Source organism: Natronorubrum halophilum, assembly GCF_003670115.1.
Taxonomy (GTDB): Archaea; Halobacteriota; Halobacteria; order Halobacteriales; family Natrialbaceae; genus Natronorubrum; species Natronorubrum halophilum.
The window spans coordinates 964263-980748 of sequence record NZ_QQTY01000002.1; the positions used below are offsets into that span (position 1 = coordinate 964263).

Sequence of the window (16486 nt, forward strand, 5' to 3'; positions counted from 1 at the left end):
ACCTGCCGTCGCCCGAGTAATCAGCCGCCGAATCGTCCACGAATAGGTAACACGCTGTTAGCGGTGCGGTTCGTGACGCCTCAGGACCCCGGTTCCGGGTCGCCGTGAGTCACGCCCTCGCGTTCGTCCGCCCGCATGCGACGCAGCGCCCCTCGAGCGTTGCTCGCCTCGTAGCCGAAGAACACGTCCTTCCCGTAGGCCTCGGCGACCTCGGTGGCGTGGATCAGGTTGTCGATATCGATGTTTACCGCGTACAATTCGATATTAAACGGCGTCTCGAGCGCGCTCTCGAACCCTCGAGCGATGATCTCGAGCCAGTAGGTCGTTTCGTACGCCGTGTCGTACAGCGGAACGACGAACTCGTCGACGTGTTCCTCGACGGCCTCGAGGTCGATGCCGGCCCGTTCGTAGAGGTGACCGGGATAGGGATCCGGATAGAGCGTCATGTAGACCCGTCCCGGAATGCGATCGACGGCGTCGGCGACGAAGTCGGTGATGACGCTGGCGCGCCACTCGTAGCGGTCCTCGTACTCGCTGGCTTTGAACGATTCCTCGCAGACGCCACAGCGACAGTACTCGGCCCGAGGAAAGCCGATATCGTCGAGCCGAACGTCCTCGTTCGCGTCGACGCAGTCGTCGATAACGTCGAACAGGCCCTCGCGGTAGTCTTCGCGGGAGGGGCAGACGTAGGCCCAGTCGAAGTACGACCGGTCTCGAGTCGCCGGTCGGCCGAGGTCGTCGACGGGAACGAGCGACGGGTCGGCGTCCGCTGCGGCGTTATCTCCGAAACAGGACACCATGTTCACGCCGTCTTCGATCGGTTCGGCGGACCGGCCGGTCACGTCTTTGACCTCGTAGAATCCGCGATCGAACTCCGGCCACCGGACTTCTTCAGCGTTACGCGTGACGACGCCGTACATAGCTTACAGTACGGCGCCGTCTCCGTAAGCCGTTCGGAATCGGACGTTGCCGTTGGAGGACCGTCAGCGAGCACCCGACCAGCGGCGAGGGCTGTCACCGGCGACAGCAACTGAAGCGCGGTCGCGCGCACCGTCGCTAACAGTTGATTATTCGGTCGGTTCGTACTCGACCTCTTCGATATCGACGTCCGAGGAGCCGCTGAGTACGACTTTCCAGAGGACGGCGATGACGAACAGGCCAATCAGGATTTTGACTGTACGTGACATGTACGTATGAAGGGTACATCGGCGACCACTTAGATATTCTGGATACTCCTCTAGGAACGAAGAACGGATTTTCGGTTTTACCGGCTCGCAATTCCCACGCCGATCAGGTGTCGATCAGCGACGCGATCTCCTCGCGGACGATCGTATCGCAGTACGAACACCGAACGCCGTCGTCGAGCACCTCGAACTGAGACGTGACCGGTTCTCCGCCGGTCGTGATACACTCCGCGTTCGGGCAGGACAACACGCCTTCGACGACGTCGGGACGCTCGACGCGGTGTTTCTCGACCACCTCGTACTCGCGAACGATGTTGATCGACGCGTCCGGCGCGATCAACGAGAGCACGTCGACTTCGTCCTGACTGAGTTCGCGACCCTCGACTTTGACGATGTCCTTGCGGGCGAGTCGATCCGACGGCACGTTCATCCCGACGGAGACCTCCTCGCCGTCGCTGCCGTCGATTCCGAGAATCGCCAGGACGTTCAGCGCCTGCCCGCCGCGAACGTGGTCGATGACCGTCCCGCTGCGGATCTTGCTGACCCGCAGTTCGTGGTCGTCGTGACCGTCGTGGTGGTCGTGATCGTCACTCATCGTGGTCACCTCCGTTCTCGCTCAACAACAGATCGAGCAACGCCATTCGAACCGGGACCCCGTTGTGCGCCTGCTCGAAGTACGCCGCGTGGTCGGTCTCGTCGATCTCCGGGGAGATCTCGTCGACCCGTGGCAGCGGGTGCATCACGGTCAACTCGTCGCTCGCGTCCTCGAGCGTCTCGAGATCGATCTGGTACTCCCCGGCGATCTTCTGGTACTCGTTCTCGTCGGGGAAGCGCTCGCGCTGGATCCGGGTCACGTAGAGGACGTCCAGCGACGGCAGGATCTCCTCGAGCGAATCGTGTTCGCGAACCCTCACGCCGTCGTCGGCCTGATGAAGATCGTAGACGACCTCTCGGGGCAGTTGCAGGCTCTCCGGGCTGATGAAGTGCTGGTGTGCATCGAAGTTCGTCAACGCGTGGGCCAGCGAGTGGACGGTCCGGCCGTACTTCAGGTCGCCCATGATCCCGATGGTGAGGTCGTCGAGCCCGGCATTTTCCCGGATCGTGTAGAGATCGAGCAGCGTCTGGGTCGGATGGTGGCCCGCACCGTCGCCGGCGTTCAACAGCGGCACGTCGACTAGCTCGTTGGCCATCGTCGCCGACCCCTGTCTGGGGTGGCGCAAGACGAGCGCGTCGGCGTATCCCTCGATAACGCGGACGGTGTCCGCGAGCGTCTCGCCTTTGGTGACGCTCGAGGACTCGACCGAGCCCATGTCGATGACGGTGCCGCCGAGTCGTTTCATCGCGGTTTCGAAGCTCATCTTCGTTCGCGTGCTCGGTTCGAAAAAGAGGAGGCCGAGCACCGCGTTCGCGTGGCGGTCGGCGACCGCGGCGGGATCGGCGTCGATCTCGGCCGCTCGATCGAGGACGGTCTCGATGTCCGCCCGCGAGAGTTGTTTGCTCGTGATGAGGTGATCGTGACGCATTCGTTCGTGTTGGCTCTTGCCGGCCCCTTGAATCTCTCCATTCGAAGTCGAGGGGCCGATCCGGTCTCCGCTCCGGCTCGACCGGGTCGGGATGGAGCCGTAGCTGATCGCCTATCCCGAAGCCGTGATTATCTTTTATTCAAACTAGTTCGAAGCCAAAGAGTTATGCGGGCGCTGCGGTAACTTGTCACAATTATATGGCCGGCCGGCTAGATACTGGGATCGACGTGCTGGATCGAAAGCTCGACGGCGGGCTCCCGCCGGGGTGTATCGTCGCGTACACCGCTGAGGCGGCCAGCCAGTCCGAGCTACTCCTGTACGAGTTGACGGCCGCCCGCGGAACCCTGTATCTCACGACCGAACGCTCCGACGACGCCGTCCGTCACGCGATCGAATCCTCCCCGTCGGAGGTCGGCAGCCCGACCGTTAGACACGTCAGCGGGGACGACCCGCTCGAGGAAGCGACCCGACTCATCGGCGCGTTACCCGACGGCGCGAACCTCATCGTCGACACGGTGGACGTCCTGGAGCGCACGGACACCGACGAGTACATCGAATTCTGTAACGAGCTCAAATCCCACATGCTCGAGACCGGGTCCATCGGGGTGCTACACTGCCTCAAAGGCAAGGGCGTGCCCACCAACCGGTCGCGGACCTTCCACGCCGCCGACGCCGTCTTCGACCTCCGGACCAAAATCACCGGGTCGGAACTCGAGAACCACCTCACGATCCCCAAGTTCCGCGGCGGCGCGCAGCCGACCGAGGCGATCAAACTCGAGCTCACGGAGGAAGTGGCGATCGACACGAGCCGGGACATCGCCTGAGTACCGTTCTCCGCTTTGCCCCCGTACGGCGGTGCCCCGCCAACGGCCGGCGGGACCGACGTTCCTCGATCGTTGGGGAGCGTTCCGCTGAACACCCCTCAGTTGACGGCCAAAAAACGCACGCGATCGAGTCGGTCTCGAGTTACTCTTCCGCGCCTTCGAGCTCTTCGACGATCTCGTCGGCGTCGACGTCGGCGTCCTCGAGGGCTTCCTCGATGTCGCCGCCGCCCATGCCACCCATACCGCCCATCATGCCGCCCATTCCGCCCATGCCCATCCCGTCGATGGTCTCCTGGACGATGACGCGGTCGACGCCGATCTTGTCGATGATGTCCTGGCCGATCTGCTGTTTGCCCATCATCCACTGCTGGTTCATGGTCATCTGGGGCGTCGCCTCGAGGTAGACCGTCTCCTTCTCGACGGTTTCGGTCTCGAACTCGGGCTCGGCATCCTCGTCGTCTTCGTCAGGTTCGACGGGAACCTCCTCTTCGACCTCGTCCGTCTGGATCCAGAGTTCGGGTTCCATCCCGAGGTACATCTCGAATAGGCCGGCGGCCTGCTGTTCGCGGTCGTCGACTTCCTCGAGAATCTCGTACTCGTACTCGACGTCCTCGCCGGCCAGCGGGTGGTTGAAGTCGACGCGGGCGCGGCCGCCGATGATCGTGCTGATGTAGCCCTGCTGGCCGTCGATCTGCACGTTCGCACCGGGGTAGCGGTCGTCCTCGTCGATCTTCTCGGCGCTGACGGTCTGGACGTCGTCGGGGTCGTGCTCGCCGAAGGCCTCCTCGGCGGGAATCGTCACGCTACCGGAGTCGCCGGGTTCGCTGCCGGTGAGTGCGTCTTCGACGCCCTCGAAGATGTGGCCCTCGCCCAGCACGATCGTCCGCGGCTTGAACTCCTGACCTTGGTCGTCGACACCCTCCTCCTCGGCGACGTCGGGGTCGGTCGTGTCGACCAGCTGGTCACCGTCCGCGGTGTAGGCGGTGTAGTCGATCTCGACGAAGTCGCCGTGTTGAAGCCCCTCGGCTTCCTCGGCGCTCTCGTCTCCTTCTGCGTCGGCGTCATCGGCCTGCTCCTCGAGCTCGGCCTCCTGTTCCTCGGTCATACGTTGTACGTCCCGCCGTCTACATTTAAGGTACACGTTTTCACGCGAGACGGAGAGCGACCGATACTTACGACCGGTTCCCGTGGCCTCGGCCATGTACGAAGTCGAAGTGAAGGTTCCCGCCGCCCTCGAAGCCGTCAGGACGCGACTCGAGGCCCTCGACGCGGACCGAGAGCGGGTCATCAGTCAAGAAGACACGTACTACGACGCGCCCCACCGCTCGTTCGTCGAGACCGACGAAGCGTTGCGAATCCGCCGAGAGTCGGAACCCGAATCGGGCGACGACGAGACCCGAATCACCTACAAGGGTCCGCTGCTCGACGACGAGTCCAAGAGCCGCGAGGAGTTCGAAACCGCGGTCGAAGACGATGCGACGATGGACGCCATCCTGACGAACCTCGGCTTCGAGCCCGCCGCGACGGTCCGGAAAGAGCGCGAGCGATTCGGTCTCGAGGGCTACACGATCACGCTCGACGCCGTCGACGGCGTCGGCGAGTACGTCGAGGTCGAAACGGCGGTCGAGGCGGAATCCGACCTCGAGTCGGCCCGCAACGGTGCCTACGAGGTCCTCGAGCGGTTGAACCTCGACCCGAACGATCAGCTCCGAACCTCGTATCTGGGGCTGTTGCTCGAGTCCTGAACCGCGCTTGTCGTCGCGAGTCGGATCCGGTTCGTCGACTCGAGAGAGCGATCTATCGCGCGTATTACTAACGGGTATTTTTCGCTCGAGTTCTGTTTCCGCAAGTTATAGAACCACGGTCCGCCAACGTCCGGTAATGAGCGAGCGGAACATCCGGGTCGAGCCGATCGACCGTCAGGCAGTCGAAGATCAGGAAGTCGAAATCGTCGAACGAAAAGGAATCGGACATCCCGACTCGATCAGCGACGGGATCGCGGAGGCCGTCGCCGGCGCACTCGCCCGAACGTACCTCGACCGCGTCGGCAAAGTCCTGCACTTCAACACCGACGAAACGCAACTCGTGGCCGGCGAGGCCGCACCCGCGTTCGGCGGCGGCGAGGTCGTCGACCCTATCTATCTGCTGATCGTCGGCCGCGCGACCAAACACTACGAGGGACAGACCATCCCCACCGAAACCATCGCGTTGCGCGCCGCCCGCGAGTATCTCGAGACGACCATTCCGCAACTCACGTTCGGCGAGGACATCATCGTCGACGTCAAACTCGGCGAGGGCAGCGGCGACTTACAGGAGGTCTTCGGCGAGGACGGCGAGGCGTCCGATACGGACGCCTCGAATTCGGCGGACGGCTCGTCGCCGTCCGCCCCAGTGAGCGTCCCGATGGCCAACGACACGAGTTTCGGCGTCGGCCACGCGCCCCTGACCGAAACCGAGCGGATCGTCCTCGAGGCCGAACGCCGCCTGAACGGCGAGTACTCCGTCGAGCATCCGGAGCTGGGAACGGACGTCAAGATCATGGGCAAACGCGAGGGCGACGAGATCGACGTCACCGTCGCGGCGGCGATGGTCGACGAACACATCGCCGATCTCGACGAGTACGCCGATGCCGTCGACTCCGTCCAGGCGTTCGTCGAAGACGTCGCGAACGACCACACCGACCGCGCGGTAACCGTCCACGTCAACACGGCCGACGACTACGAGGAGGGCTCGATCTACCTGACGGTGACCGGCACGTCCGCCGAGCAGGGCGACGACGGCTCCGTCGGCCGGGGAAATCGTGCGAACGGACTCATCACGCCCAATCGCTCGATGTCGATGGAAGCCACGAGCGGCAAGAACCCGGTCAACCACATCGGAAAGATCTACAACCTGCTCTCGACCGAGATCGCCCAGGAGGTCGTAAGCGAGGTCGACGGCATCCGCGACATGCGCGTGCGCCTGCTCTCCCAGATCGGTCGTCCGATCGACCAGCCACACGTCGCCGACGTTCACGTCGTCACCGAGGAGGGCGTCGCGCTGGGCGACGTCGAGGACGAGGTCGAAGCCATCGTCGACGCGGAACTCGCGGACGTCACCGGGATCACGCGACGCGTGATCGACGGCGAGCTCTCGACGTTCTGACTGTCGAACCGATGGGACGGGTCTCGTATCCCTACTCGAACAACCAGTCGTATCCCTCGAGAACGGCCGCTTTTCCTCCCGAGTCGACGATCTCGCCGTGGCCCGGGACGACGCGGTCGAAGTCCCACGCGAGGACGTCCCGGATCGACCGCCGGAACGACGCCTCGTTTGCGATCGTGAGCCGCAGTTCGATCGGCGGGCCGATCCGCTCGTAGATTCGCAGGGCGCGAGCCACGAGGCGGGTCGTCAGCGGGCTGTGCTCGCCGATGTGGAAACCGACGTCGCCGAGGATCAGGGTCCGACTCGGTCGGTGAAAGTAGGCGATTTCGGTGAGCCATCGGTGGCCGACGACCGCGACCTGATCGATATCGGTCCCCCACCGCGGATCGGGCGTGTCGCCTAGCAGGTGATCGAATTGTAAATCGGTCCGACGTGCGGCGAGACCGGGGGCGGCCAGCAGTTCGACGTCGGGGTAGGCGGCCGCATACTGCTCCATGTACACGTGTCCGTGAAGCTTGCTCGCCGGCGCGACGAATCGGACCTCCCCGAGGTCGTCCAGCGCCGATTTCAGTTCGGGGGTCAACTCGGCCGGCGACTGGACGAACAGACCGCCGCTCGAGAGCCTCATCACGGACATGATCCGGCCGATATCGATGCCGAAAAACCGGAGCGATTCTTCGTGCGTCCAGAGTCGCTCTCCGCGCTGTCTGAGCATGGGCGGTTCCGTCAACGCACGGAACCATATACCCGACAGTCGAGTCCGAGTCCCCGAGAGCGGACGCGTCGAACGACCCGGCGTGTCACGTCGCGTCGCAAGCGGTACGGAGCGAGTGCGTCGACTCGCTACCTTCGAATCACCGCTTTCGATAGACCCTTTAGCCACACTCCTATGCTAGCAACCTAGCGAGTTGCGAATCGAACTCCCCTCGAGATCGATCGTCAGTGAATCTTCCCTCAGCCGGTTCGAATCGGATCGTCCTCGCCGTCGTCGCGAGCACCTTCTTCGTCGGATTCGGCGGCGGCGTCATCTTTCCGATCCTGCCGAACCTGGGCGAAGTGCTCGGCATCTCGGCGTTCATGGTCGGCCTGATTCTGAGCGCCAATCGCTTTACCCGGCTCGTCGCCAACGCGCCGGCCGGCATCCTCGTCGACCGGATCGGGACCCGGAAGCCGTTCATCGCGGGACTGGCGATCGAGGGCGTGGCGACGTTCATGTACGTCGTCGCGATGCTCTCGTCGATCCCCGAGTTCTGGTTCATGGTCGCCCGCATCCTCTGGGGGGTCGGTAGCGCGCTCGTCTTCGCGACCGCGTACACGATCACCGCCGACGTGAGCGAGGCCGACTCGAGGGGAACGAGTATGGGTATCGTTCGGGCCGGCATCACGTTCGGCTTCCCCGCCGGTCTCGTCCTCGGCGGGATCGTCAGCGACGTCTGGTCGAACACCGCGGCGTTCGCCCTCGCCGCGGCGTTCGCCGGACTCGCGAGCGTCATCGCCTCCCTGATCGTGCCGGAAACCCACGTCGAGGGCGAACAGGACTCGGTCAAACCGTGGGATCTCGAGACGAGCGTCCCCGCCCTGACGATCGGTCTCGTCAACTTCGGGCTCTACTTCGCGTACATCGGCGTGCTCTTCTCGACGCTGGTCCTCCTGCTGGGCGAGCGAAGTATTTCGATCTTCGGGCTCGACGCGCAGGGTTCCTCGGGGATGTTGATGGCCGTGACGGTGCTCTCGGGCGCGGTGTTCACGCTCGGTGGCGGCGCGCTGAGCGACTCGGTCGGCGCGCGCGTTCCCGTCATGATCGCCTTCCTGACGACCTCGTGTCTCGGGTTCGTCGTCCTCGCTTTCGGCTCGAGGTTCGAAGTACTGGTCCTCGCGTGCGTGCTGATCGGCGCCGGACAGGGCGGCGTCGGCGGCCCGCTGACGGCGCTGCTCGCGGACCTCACGGCCGAGGAGCGCGTCGGCCGCGCCATGGGGACGAACAACGTGCTCGGCGACGTCGGCGGCGGGCTCGGCCCGCTCGTTTCGCTCCCGCTGGTCGACGCGCTCGGTTTCGAGTTCATATACGCGGCCAGCGCGATCGTGCCGATGCTCGCCGGCGTCGTGCTCGTCGTCGGAATCTACGCCCACACCGGACGCGTGAGTCCGACGATCAGCGAGTCGATCAACTGACACGGTCCGTTGTGATTCTTTACCGGTGATCGCTAGCCCGATCGAGCGACCACCGGTAAAACGTTACAACGATCCGTATGACGGCGGCCGTCCTCCTCGAGTCTCGAGCGCGCCCCTCGTAATCCCCTTATAGCTCCGACCGTCTATCCCCGTTCATGCACCCGCCAGGAGCTGATACCGTCCTCCTCCGTCACGGGGACGTCAATACCAAGAGCAACACCGTCAAGCGGTACATGGAGGGGATCCTCGTGGAGAATATCGAGGCGCTCCTCGCGGACCGCTCGGTTCCCGGCGAGGTCGAACGCCGCTGGAATCGACCGCTGATTCACACCTCCGAAGCGGCTATCGAGGAGGCGACTGCGGCTGCGACGGACGCCTTCGGCGTCGTCTCCGCGAGTCCCGCCCTGATCGTCAGCACCGAGAAGGAACGAATTCTCGAGGCGCTCGTCGAGACCGCCCGCGAGCACTACGACGGCGGCACGTTCGCGGTCGACGCCCGTCGGGCGGACAAAACGCTCGCCTACGACAGCGAGGACCTGGCTCGCGAGGCCGGAACCGCCATCTGGGAGGCCGTCGAGGACGCGTTCGATCCCGAGGTCGATCTCGACGACCCCGATATCACCTTCGGCGTCGAGGTTCGCGAGGATCTCGCGTTCGTCTACCTCGAGTCCATCCCGGGTCCGGGCGGTCTGCCGCTCGGTGCGCAGGACCCGGTCATCGCGCTGATCAGCGGCGGGATCGACTCGCCGGTCGCGGCCTACGAGATGATGACGCGCGGAAGCCCGGTTGTTCCGGCTTACGTCGATCTCGGTGCCTACGGCGGTATCGATCACGAGGCGCGCGCGATGGAGACGGTTCGAACCCTCTCGCGGTACGCGCCGAACTTCGACATGCAGGTGTACAAGATCCCCGGCGGCGAAACCGTCGACGTGCTCGTCGAGGAGATGGAACAGGGCCGGATGCTCTCGCTGCGGCGATTCTTCTACCGCGCCGGCGAGATACTGGCCGAGCGCGTCGATGCCAACGGGATCGTCACCGGCGAAGCGATCGGCCAGAAGTCGAGCCAGACCGTCCGGAACCTCGGGGTCACCAGCCGCGCCGCTCGCCTGCCGATTCACCGGCCGCTGCTCACCTGGGACAAAAAGGATATCGTCGCCGAGGCCCGCGAGATCGATACCTACACCGATTCGACGATCAACGCCGGCTGCAACCGCGTGGCTCCTGATCGGGTCGAAACGAACGCTCGACTCGAGCCCCTGCTCGCGGCCGAGCCCGACGACCTGCTCGAGCGCGCCGAAGCGGCCGCGAAGAACGCGGAACTGGTCGACCCCTGATCGTAACCCACATTACACCGACGCACCGACCACAGACTAGTGACCCGCGTCTGCCTCATCGGGAAGCCTGACTGTAACCTCCAGTACGAACTCCTCTCCCGGGAGACGTCCCGCGAGGCCCTCGCGACGTACGACCTCGAGCGCCCGTTCGAGAACTCGCTTTCGCTCCACACGGTCAGCGTCGGCGCTGCCGTCTCGCTGCTGAACGACCTGAACTGGTACCTGACGCGATTCGTCGACGAGGCGCTCGTCCAGGAGCCGAGCGTCAGCGAGGACGAGTGGCTCTCGCGCTCGCTCGCTCGAGCGCTCCGCAACGGGTCCGTCGAACCGGACGAGACCGCCGAGTTCTGCAAGATCTACGGCCTCGAGCGGGTCGGTGCGGATTCGGCCGACAGTGAACAGTCGAACACAAACACGAACGAAAACGCGAACGGGCCCGGAAACGAGGGACGCGTGAACGAGCCCGGTTCGGCGACACCGCCGAGTCGGCCGGACGGCTCGGGACGTGTGACCGACTCGAGCGGTGCGGACGGGTCGGACGACGGAACCGAGTCGGGGCGTAACGCCGAGACGACCGTGCGACTCGTCGAACCGCTGTACGTCCGCCGGACCGACGGTGATCTCCCCGGCTACGATCTCAGGGACGTCGAGGAAACGCTCGTCGTTCGACTCACGGAAGCCGAACACTCTCCCTGAGAGGTCCCGAGGGCGCTTTCAGCTCTCGTCGTTCTGGTTGGCGTCGGACGCCGATTCGCTCTCGCTATCGGCGGCCACTCCCACGCTGTGTTCCTGTCCATCGCTGTCAACGATCGTCACGGACGCGCTGGTCACCGGCTCGCTCTCGAACGTGGCCCGCACGAGCTGGCCGACGGTGATTACCTGCGTTCCGCCCACACTATCTGACTCCGCCGACGTCTCGCGTACTGCCGCTTCGACGACGAGCTGTGGATCGCTGTCGTCCTCCTGTTCGACGGTCACAGTCTCGAGATCTAGCTCGTAATCGAGGCGCGGCGCTTCGGCCTCGAGTGCGAACAGGGCGCTTTCCTCGAACAACGTTTCGTCGACGAACTCGGCCAGCGTCTCGTCGTCGAATTCGCGGTCGTCGAGCCAGCTTTCGGTGCGGTCGGCGCTCACGAAGAGCGTTACGTCCGGCTCTTCCAGAACGCCGGAATGGCTGAACGAGACGGTCTCGGGCGTTTCGTCCGTCTCGTCGGTCGTGCTCTCGGGATCGCTATCGTCGTCATCGGAACCGTCTGCTCCGAGATCGCCGTCGTCGTCCTCGTTGTCGCCGTCATCCGCACCGGTTTCGTCGAGACAGCCGGCGCTCAGAGCGAGCAGTCCGGCGGTACCATACAGGATCGTTCGTCTGGAGGGGTCGCTCATCACGCGACACAAACACGACACTGGATAAAGATCGTTGCCAAGCTAAAAGAACGATTTTCCCCACCGAAACAATTGAAACGGCGTCCGTCCATCACGCAGCCGTCGTGTGATCAGGCGCGCAGTGCGGTCGGTGGCTCCGATAGCCGTCAATCGAACAGCCCCGTCGAGAGGTACCGTTCGCCGCTGTCCCAGAAGACGGTGACCACGAGCGGACAGTCGTCGACCGTCTCTCCGCCGTCCGGTTCGGGCGTCGCTATCGGTTCGTCGAACGCGCCGGGGACCTCCGGGCACTCGAGCGTCGGTTCCGCGATTTCGGTGGCGATCCGCTGTGAGACCAGGCTCGTCGCGCCGCTCGATTGGCCCACGAGGACGCCCTCCTCGCGGGCGAGACGACGACACTCGTCCTCGGCGTCCTCGAGCGTCACCGTTTCGACGCGGTCGATCAGGTCCAGATCCAGGTTGTCGCTGACGAAGCCGGGACCCATCCCCTGGAACTCGTCGGTTCCGGATTCGCCGGTCGAGAGGACGGCGTTTCGCGCCGGCTCGACGGCGATGACGTCCATCTCCGGAAACTCCTCGCGGAGTCGGCGGCCGGTTCCCGAGATCGTGCCGCCGGTTCCGACCCCGGCGACGAAGGCGTCGATCTCGCGGTCGCCGACCTGTTCGAGGATCTCCGGCCCGGTCGTTCGGTAGTGCGCCTCGGGGTTGGCCGGATTCTCGAACTGGCCCAGTTGGATCGCCCCCGCGTCCTCGAGTTCGTCGGCGCGGGCGCGGGCGGTCTCCATGTCGCCGTCGACCAACTCGAGTTCCGCGCCGTAGGCCGCCATGATCCGACGGCGTTCCTCGGACTTGTCCGAGGGCATGACGATGGTCAGGTCGTAGTCTCGGGCCGCACAGACCAGCGAGAGACCGATACCGGTGTTTCCGCTGGTCGGTTCGACGAGCCAGTCGCCGGGTTCGATCGCGCCCTCGCGTTCGGCTGCGCGGATCATCTGGAGGGCCGGCCGGTCCTTGGCCGAGCCGCCGGGATTGAAGGATTCGACCTTTGCGGCGACGGTCGCGCCCTCCGGCGAGTCGACCTGGACGAGCGGCGAGCCGATCGTGTCCAGGATGCTCCCTTTCATTGACAACCCCTAGTGAGTCGAGCCATATACTGTTTGTTGTACCGAGTGATACGAATCCGCCGGTGTGTAAGTTCGTTCACCGACGTACCGTAATCGGCGTTAAATCGGTAGTTACGACGGAACAGTCGGCGTCCGCTTGCCAGCCTCGATGCGACGTTCGGCGTACGCGTCGGCGGCTTCGAGCACCGTCGTGTCCCGTTCGTCGGCAAGTTCGATCATCTCGAGCAGCCGGTCACCGACCGCGGCCGCCTCCTCGAAGGCTTCCGCCCGCGTGCCGCCGAGGTACTCCTTTGCGACCGTGATCAGACCGGCACCATTGATCACGTAGTCCGGAGCGTACAGGACGTCCCGCTCGCGGAGGGCGGCCGCGTGTCGACGGTCGGCGAGGACGTTGTTCGCCCCGCCCGCGACGATATCGCAGTCGAGTTGTGGAATCGTGTCGTCGTTGATCAGCCCGCCGACGGCACAGGGTGCGAAGGCGTCGCAGGATTGGCTGTAGACCGCATCCGGTCGGACGGTTTCGACGTCGTACTCCTCAGCGAACGCATCGACAGCATCCCGGTCGACGTCGGAGACCGTCACCGAGGCCCCGTCGGCGAGCAGTTCTTCGGCGAGCGATCGGCCGACCTTGCCGAGCCCCTGAATCACGACGTCGCGACCGTCCATCGACGGCGCTCCGTAAACGGACTCCGCACAGGCCCGAATCCCGTGAAAGACGCCGTGGGCTGTGATCGGTGACGGATCGCCCAGCCCGCCGCTCGTACCGACGACGTGGTCGGTTTCTCGAGCGATGACGTCCATATCCTCGACGCCGGAGTTGACGTCGACCGACGTGATGTACCGGCCCGCGAGACAGTCGACGGCCCGGCCGTACGCCTCGAACAGCGCTTCGCGTTTGATCTCGTCGGGATCACCGAGGACGACCGCTTTTCCGCCGCCCAGCGGGAGGTCGGCCGCTGCCGCCTTGTACGTCATGGCGTGGGAGAGTCGCAGGACGTCCTCGAGCGCGTCGTCCTCCGAGTCGTAATCCAGAATCCGCGTTCCGCCGAGGGACGGTCCGAGCGTCGTATCGTGGATCGCGACGATCGCCCGCAGCCCGGTTTCGGGGTCCGTGAAGTACGATACCTGCTCGTGATCCGAGTGAGCGGTCGAGTCGAATACCATAGTTATAGTAGTTGTGGTTAGTGTGAAAATTGCTTCGGAGACGCGATCGAGTCGTCATCGCCTTTCATCGCCGGACAGCCGTCCAAACCGTGTTCGAGGACGGCCGGTTTTAGTACTAAACGATCACTGCGGCTCGAGCGAACGTACTGCCAGAAACATCGCGGTTAAGCCCCCGGGTCCGCTATCCATGAATATGAGTCTCGAGACCATGCAGCCAAACCCGACGTGGGACGCCGCCTCCTACGAGGACGCCGTCAACACGCTCGAAGCGCACAACGACGAGGTCGTCTACACGGTCTGGGCTGGTGACTGGTGTAAGGACTGTCGAAAACTGCTACCGGACTTCGGGGCCGCACTCGAGGCGGCGGCCGTTTCCGACGACCGGATCAACGAAATCGCCCTCGATCAGGACAAACAGGGGCCCATGGTCGAGGAGTACGACATCGAGTACATCCCGACGATCGTGGTCGAGAACGACGACGGCGAGGAACTAACGCGGTTCGTCGAATCGGAAGACCTTCCACCGGCGATTTGGCTGGCAGCAGAACTCGACGAACGCCTGTAGTCAGACGACGGTGGACGCGTTCCACGCGACTTCAGGCGTGCTGTCCGTCCGCGCTACCGGCGTCGCCGGGGAGTCGGAATCGCCGTCGACGGTCGGGCTCAGGATTTCAGTTGTTCGATACGATCGGCGAACGCCGGATAGATGGACACGAGTTCGTCGTAAATCCGTTCGTTCGTCACGTCGATCCTCTTCGCAACGGTGCTCAATCGCTCGAGCGGCGGTTCGTGGTCGTGCGTCCACCACACCGGATGCGTCAATAGCTGGAACGTGTCGACATCCGACGCCGTGGATACCGTTCTGATCGGCGATCCCTCACGCCATCGGCCCCGGGAGTCTGAGATGTAGGATGACAACAGCTCCGAACTGTACGCGTTGACCATTCCCGCAACGGTCGGTGGGCCGCCGAGCAACCGCTCCGTCGGCTGGTGAAACGAGAGCGATTCGATCGGACCGACGCCGATCGACTCGAGCCGGTTTCGCGCCGCTTCGATCTGCGTTCGCTCTTCTGGTAAGAGTCCGCTACCGACGGAGTTCGTACCGTTCCGGCTATCTGACGGCTCTGAATCCAGGTCACAGTGGAGACCGATTTCGTGGCCGAAGTCCTGGATCGTGATGAGGCTGTCCCGTTTCGCTTCGAGATCGTACAGCGACGTCTCCGGCAGGATCATGTACGTCGAACTGATTCCGAGCTGGTACTCGACCTGCGCCATCGTGACCGCTTCGTCGAGACAGACGTCGACGTCGTGGCGTACGAACGCTATCGGCTCGTTCGACGAGCGGCAGTCCGGGTACTCCGAGAGCGTCCGAACCTCGAAGCGAGACTGGAGCGAACGGAGGAGCGTTCGATAGAAGTCGTAGCTGAAGTCTCCGCTCCACCCGTTCGACTGAACTCGATCCATTCCGCTCATGGGTCGTCGATCGCGTGAATCAGTTCGTTCGTCCCGTCCCAACCGACGTTCATGAGCACGTCGACGATGGACAACTGCGGAACGAACTCACCGAATCGTTGTTCGTACTGCGGATGGTCTATCGACTGATACTCGAGCGTGACGTCCGCCGCCTCGAACCGCGTTGGACTGAGATAGGAGCGGGCGCCAGTCCCGGAGAGATACCGGTCGGCATCGAGTTCGTCACAGAGACGGACGATCCGTTCCGTTTTCGTCGCGTCGACGTCGAGGTTCGACGAGCGGACGAACTGGCACTCGAGCCCGATTCGATCGGTCAGTTCTCGAATCACGTGGACGTTTAGTTCACACAGCGAGGTCCACGAGCGTTCGAACACGGTCTCGAAGAAGTCCCCGACCTCGTCGAACGACGCCGCTTTGCCGTAGTTTTGTTGCAGACTCTTCCGGTGGACGTTACGCCAGTCCTCGTTTGCGATCTCGACGGTTTCGATCGGTCCGGTAGAGCCGTGAACGGGAACGGTGAGCCACGTCCAGCCGTCCGGCGTCTTGATCTTGTTCCGGTTTATCCAGGAGTTGGCCGTGTACTCGACGTCGTCGAGAAAGACGAACGTATCACTGTGGTGTATCTTGTGGAAGAAACCGATCCAGGGCAGATAGTTCGGCTGGTGGATCGCGACAGTGCGTTCGGCCTGTCGACCGGCATCCGCCGAATCGGTCCGTGACTGGGACGTGGCGATTTCGGACCCGGCCCGGGCCGTGGTTCGCTGTTCGGAATCGTCATCCCGCGCAGTCTCGTTCCCGGCTAGATCGCTCACGGCTGTTCACCCCCGTGTGATTCGCACGCGTATTTGAACGCCCGATACGTATCGCGAGTCCTCCCGTCGTTCACTGCCTCGTTCGGACTGTCTCCTGGTGACGACATTCAGTGGGAGAGAAGTAACTAACGATCATTGTTAAGAACAGTAATACGATTCGTGTTTTTCTCTTTCCGCGGTCGCCGTCGGAGCGACAAAACGGGTTTCGACCCGGAGGTGTAACACCACTGTACCGATCCGGATTCACGCTCGAGAAGGGAGTTCCAAACGACCTCACGGATCGACTACCAGCCTATCCTTCGCCGATTCGAACGCCTCGAGGGCCCCGAGGTACTCGGTCAAGCGCCGG

At 63.8% G+C, this 16486-nt stretch carries 17 protein-coding genes; 7 read left to right on the forward strand and 10 right to left on the reverse strand.

Going from position 1 to position 16486, the window contains the following annotated elements; all coding sequences use genetic code 11:
• Nucleotides 1-80: 80 nt before the first annotated feature.
• From DWB23_RS10890 to pyrB, 3 genes are all read right to left on the reverse strand, one after another.
• Complete coding sequence (locus tag DWB23_RS10890) at nt 81-920, reverse strand: hypothetical protein (RefSeq protein WP_121742817.1); 840 nt, start codon at nt 918-920, stop codon at nt 81-83.
• Between the two features lie 370 nt (nt 921-1290).
• Complete coding sequence (gene pyrI, locus DWB23_RS10895; protein WP_121742818.1) at nt 1291-1779, reverse strand: aspartate carbamoyltransferase regulatory subunit; 489 nt, start codon at nt 1777-1779, stop codon at nt 1291-1293.
• On the reverse strand, nt 1772-2707 hold the full coding sequence (gene pyrB / locus DWB23_RS10900) for an aspartate carbamoyltransferase (protein WP_121742819.1): 936 nt from the start codon (nt 2705-2707) through the stop codon (nt 1772-1774). Before pyrB ends, pyrI begins: the two co-directional genes overlap by 8 nt.
• A gap of 197 nt (nt 2708-2904) precedes the next feature.
• Between pyrB and DWB23_RS10905 the strand changes: the two genes are divergently transcribed.
• A complete protein-coding gene (locus tag DWB23_RS10905; RefSeq protein WP_121742820.1) occupies nt 2905-3531 on the forward strand; it encodes an RAD55 family ATPase in 627 nt (208 codons plus the stop codon).
• A gap of 142 nt (nt 3532-3673) precedes the next feature.
• On the opposite strand, the gene DWB23_RS10910 is transcribed toward DWB23_RS10905, so the two are convergent.
• Complete coding sequence (locus tag DWB23_RS10910) at nt 3674-4636, reverse strand: FKBP-type peptidyl-prolyl cis-trans isomerase (protein WP_121742821.1); 963 nt, start codon at nt 4634-4636, stop codon at nt 3674-3676.
• 94 nt (nt 4637-4730) lie between these two features.
• On the opposite strand from DWB23_RS10910, the gene cyaB reads away from it, so the two are divergent.
• Nucleotides 4731-5276: a class IV adenylate cyclase gene (gene cyaB / locus DWB23_RS10915; RefSeq protein ID WP_121742822.1), complete on the forward strand. Its 546-nt coding sequence runs from the start codon at nt 4731-4733 to the stop codon at nt 5274-5276.
• A gap of 136 nt (nt 5277-5412) precedes the next feature.
• Nucleotides 5413-6675, forward strand: a complete 1263-nt coding sequence (locus tag DWB23_RS10920; RefSeq protein ID WP_121742823.1) for a methionine adenosyltransferase — start codon at nt 5413-5415, stop codon at nt 6673-6675.
• Nucleotides 6676-6706: 31 nt separating this feature from the next.
• On the opposite strand, the gene DWB23_RS10925 is transcribed toward DWB23_RS10920, so the two are convergent.
• Nucleotides 6707-7390 carry a DUF4336 domain-containing protein gene (locus DWB23_RS10925; protein ID WP_121742824.1) on the reverse strand — a complete coding sequence of 228 codons (684 nt, stop codon included), beginning with the start codon at nt 7388-7390 and terminating at the stop codon, nt 6707-6709.
• Nucleotides 7391-7617: 227 nt separating this feature from the next.
• Between DWB23_RS10925 and DWB23_RS10930 the strand changes: the two genes are divergently transcribed.
• The 3 genes from DWB23_RS10930 (at nt 7618) to DWB23_RS10940 (ending at nt 10877) form a co-directional block, all read left to right on the forward strand.
• Nucleotides 7618-8847 (forward strand): MFS transporter, encoded by a 1230-nt coding sequence (locus DWB23_RS10930; RefSeq protein ID WP_121742825.1) that lies wholly within the window; start codon nt 7618-7620, stop codon nt 8845-8847.
• A gap of 155 nt (nt 8848-9002) precedes the next feature.
• Nucleotides 9003-10181 carry a tRNA sulfurtransferase gene (locus DWB23_RS10935; RefSeq protein WP_121742826.1) on the forward strand — a complete coding sequence of 393 codons (1179 nt, stop codon included), beginning with the start codon at nt 9003-9005 and terminating at the stop codon, nt 10179-10181.
• A gap of 39 nt (nt 10182-10220) precedes the next feature.
• Nucleotides 10221-10877, forward strand: a complete 657-nt coding sequence (locus tag DWB23_RS10940; protein ID WP_121742827.1) for a DUF5804 family protein — start codon at nt 10221-10223, stop codon at nt 10875-10877.
• An 18-nt stretch (nt 10878-10895) separates the two neighbouring features.
• Here DWB23_RS10940 and DWB23_RS10945 read toward each other — a convergent pair whose 3' ends face one another.
• The 3 genes from DWB23_RS10945 to DWB23_RS10955 form a co-directional block, all read right to left on the reverse strand.
• On the reverse strand, nt 10896-11564 hold the full coding sequence (locus tag DWB23_RS10945; RefSeq protein WP_121742828.1) for a hypothetical protein: 669 nt from the start codon (nt 11562-11564) through the stop codon (nt 10896-10898).
• A gap of 146 nt (nt 11565-11710) precedes the next feature.
• Complete coding sequence (locus tag DWB23_RS10950) at nt 11711-12688, reverse strand: PLP-dependent cysteine synthase family protein (RefSeq protein ID WP_121742829.1); 978 nt, start codon at nt 12686-12688, stop codon at nt 11711-11713.
• A gap of 111 nt (nt 12689-12799) precedes the next feature.
• Entirely contained in the window at nt 12800-13852 is a 1053-nt protein-coding gene (locus DWB23_RS10955; protein ID WP_121742830.1) for a Leu/Phe/Val dehydrogenase, read from the reverse strand.
• A gap of 193 nt (nt 13853-14045) precedes the next feature.
• Between DWB23_RS10955 and DWB23_RS10960 the strand changes: the two genes are divergently transcribed.
• Nucleotides 14046-14417: a TlpA family protein disulfide reductase gene (locus DWB23_RS10960; RefSeq protein ID WP_121742831.1), complete on the forward strand. Its 372-nt coding sequence runs from the start codon at nt 14046-14048 to the stop codon at nt 14415-14417.
• A gap of 98 nt (nt 14418-14515) precedes the next feature.
• On the opposite strand, the gene DWB23_RS10965 is transcribed toward DWB23_RS10960, so the two are convergent.
• Together DWB23_RS10965 and DWB23_RS10970 are read right to left on the reverse strand one after the other, a co-directional pair.
• Nucleotides 14516-15316, reverse strand: coding sequence for a polysaccharide deacetylase family protein (locus tag DWB23_RS10965; protein ID WP_121742832.1), 801 nt, complete (start codon nt 15314-15316; stop codon nt 14516-14518).
• A gap of 5 nt (nt 15317-15321) precedes the next feature.
• Entirely contained in the window at nt 15322-16137 is an 816-nt protein-coding gene (locus DWB23_RS10970; protein ID WP_238717389.1) for a WbqC family protein, read from the reverse strand.
• Between the last annotated feature and the right edge of the window lie 349 nt (nt 16138-16486).